Annotated in this window: 2 protein-coding genes; one reads left to right on the top strand and one right to left on the bottom strand. The window is 40.6% G+C overall.

From position 1 onward, the window contains the following. On the bottom strand, window positions 1-862 hold an 862-nt coding region (locus tag VXQ92_RS15765; protein WP_416682441.1), incomplete at its 3' end, for an amino acid permease. Window positions 863-1351: 489 nt separating this feature from the next. On the opposite strand from VXQ92_RS15765, the gene radA reads away from it, so the two are divergent. Further along, on the top strand, window positions 1352-2365 hold a 1014-nt coding region (gene radA, locus VXQ92_RS15760; protein ID WP_416682439.1), incomplete at its 3' end, for a DNA repair protein RadA.

Here is a 2365-nt window from a genome sequence, read left to right as displayed (position 1 = left end):
ACAGGTTTACAAATGGACTGATCGCCGGATCAATTCTGTTCCATGGTGTTACTGACATTACAATGAGTAGCGCCAATACATAGAAAATAATGATACGGATTGGAATTGAGTTAATCGCTTTAGGCAAATTACGCTCAGGGTCTTTAGTTTCCGCAGCTGTTGTTCCTACAAGCTCGACACCCACGAAAGCAAAAATTGCAATCTGGAAACCAGCCAAGAAGACATGCACACCTGTTGGGAAGAAACCGCCATTTGCCCAAAGATGAGTAAATGAAGCGACTTCACCTGTAGTAGACGTAAAGCCTGTAAAGATCATCCACAGACCCACTGCAATTAAAATAATAATCGCAAGGATTTTAATAAGTGCAAACCAGAACTCTAATTCACCAAACAATCGAACTGTTAATAAGTTCAACCCCATAATGAACACAATCGCGGCAACACTAATCATTGCGCCTTCAACAGGCGAGAAAGGTAAGCCATTATTGAAGAACTGTAAGTAATAAATAATTGCAGACAGATCGGCGATACCAATCGTGATCCAACACAACCAGTAGGTCCAACCCACGAAGTAACCAGCCCATGGGCCAATTAAATCGGTAGAAAAATCAATAAATGATTTATAGGTTAAATTTGACAGAAGAAGGTCGCCAAGCGCACGCATGACAAAAAACACCATCAAACCAATAATCATATAAATAAATAAGATAGAAGGTCCGGCAAGACTAATTGTTTTACCTGAACCCATAAATAATCCGGTACCGATGGCACCACCAATCGCGATCAGCTGTAAATGCCGATTAGAGAGACTACGATGGAGCTCACCTTGTTCATGAGGGTCGCTCAGATTTTGATTCGACATTTTATGAATACACTCCAGTAATTTTTTTAGTCCGTTAGCTAAAATCAAATCAAAAAGACGATATCGCACCATTTGCAGGTATCTTTTAAATGTATATTTTTTGACAACTTTTCAGCTAACCAATTTTTGTCTGTATTGCTGATAATTTCAAGATACATACAATTAAATCCGATAATACGCACAAGAACCTAGCAATACAACGCACTTTTCAGTCTAAAATTAAGACTTGAACCACTTTGATTTTTAAATTAAAAAGCCATATCAATTGATCAACTTTTTAACTACCAATTCCCTCTCGAGCTTCTAATACTTTCTCGAAATTTGACTGACTACTACGTTATCTCTCTATTTTTAAAACATGACATTTACTCTTTAATTTTGCTCACCGAAGCTTAAGCAAAATGTATTCCATATCGATTAAGTTCTCTATTGGGCTTTTTGCTATACTCTGCTTTTAATGATTATGAAGTTATCTCACTGAAGTCGAATATGAGCAAAGTCAAAACCGTTTACCGTTGCGAGCAATGTGGTGCCGATCATCTAAAATGGGCAGGTCAATGTTCAGAGTGTGGTGAATGGAATTGTCTTAATGAAGTCAAACTAGAACCCACTACTGCTCATCGTGCACGTCCTAAAGTTGGGGGTTATGCGGGTCAAGTCGCCAATATTACAACGCTTAATAAGGTCTCTGTTTCTCATGAAACCCGTTTACCAACAGGCATTAGCGAATTTGACCGAGTGCTTGGCGGTGGTTTGGTGACAGGTTCTGTAGTACTCATTGGTGGTGACCCGGGTATTGGTAAATCGACCATTCTTTTACAAACAGCAACTCACATGGCAAGTGCAAAAAGTTCTGCGCTTTATATTACGGGTGAGGAATCACTGTCACAGGTTGCCTTACGTGCCCAACGCCTTGACCTACCAACAGACCAGTTAAAAGTCATGGCTGAAACTTGTGTCGAACGCATTTGTGAAGTTTTAGAACAAGAACGTCCTGTTGTCGCAATTTTGGACTCTATCCAAACGCTTTACACAGAAACGCTTCAATCTGCGCCGGGTGGGGTTTCACAAATTCGTGAATCTGCTGCGTTATTAACCCGTTATGCGAAAAATAGTGGCACAGCGCTATTTATTGTTGGTCACGTGACCAAAGAAGGTGCATTGGCAGGTCCTCGTGTTTTAGAACACATGGTGGACTGCGTACTTTACTTTGAAGGCCAATCAGACTCACGTTATCGAATGATTCGTGCAGTGAAAAACCGTTTTGGTGCAGTCAATGAGCTTGGCGTATTTGGCATGACCGATAAAGGCTTACGTGAAGTGGCTAACCCTTCTGCTATCTTTTTAAGTCGTTATGATGAAGCCATTCCAGGTTCAATTGTCATGATTAGCCGTGAAGGCACTCGCCCACTTTTAGTTGAAGTTCAGGCTTTAGTCGATGATGCTCAAGGACAACCAAGACGTGTTGCACTTGGTCTTGAACAAAACCGTTTAAACATGTTG

This window comes from Acinetobacter sp. 228, assembly GCF_048147885.1.
Note: the sequence above shows the minus strand (reverse complement) of the source record. Positions and strands in the feature narration are given on the sequence as shown.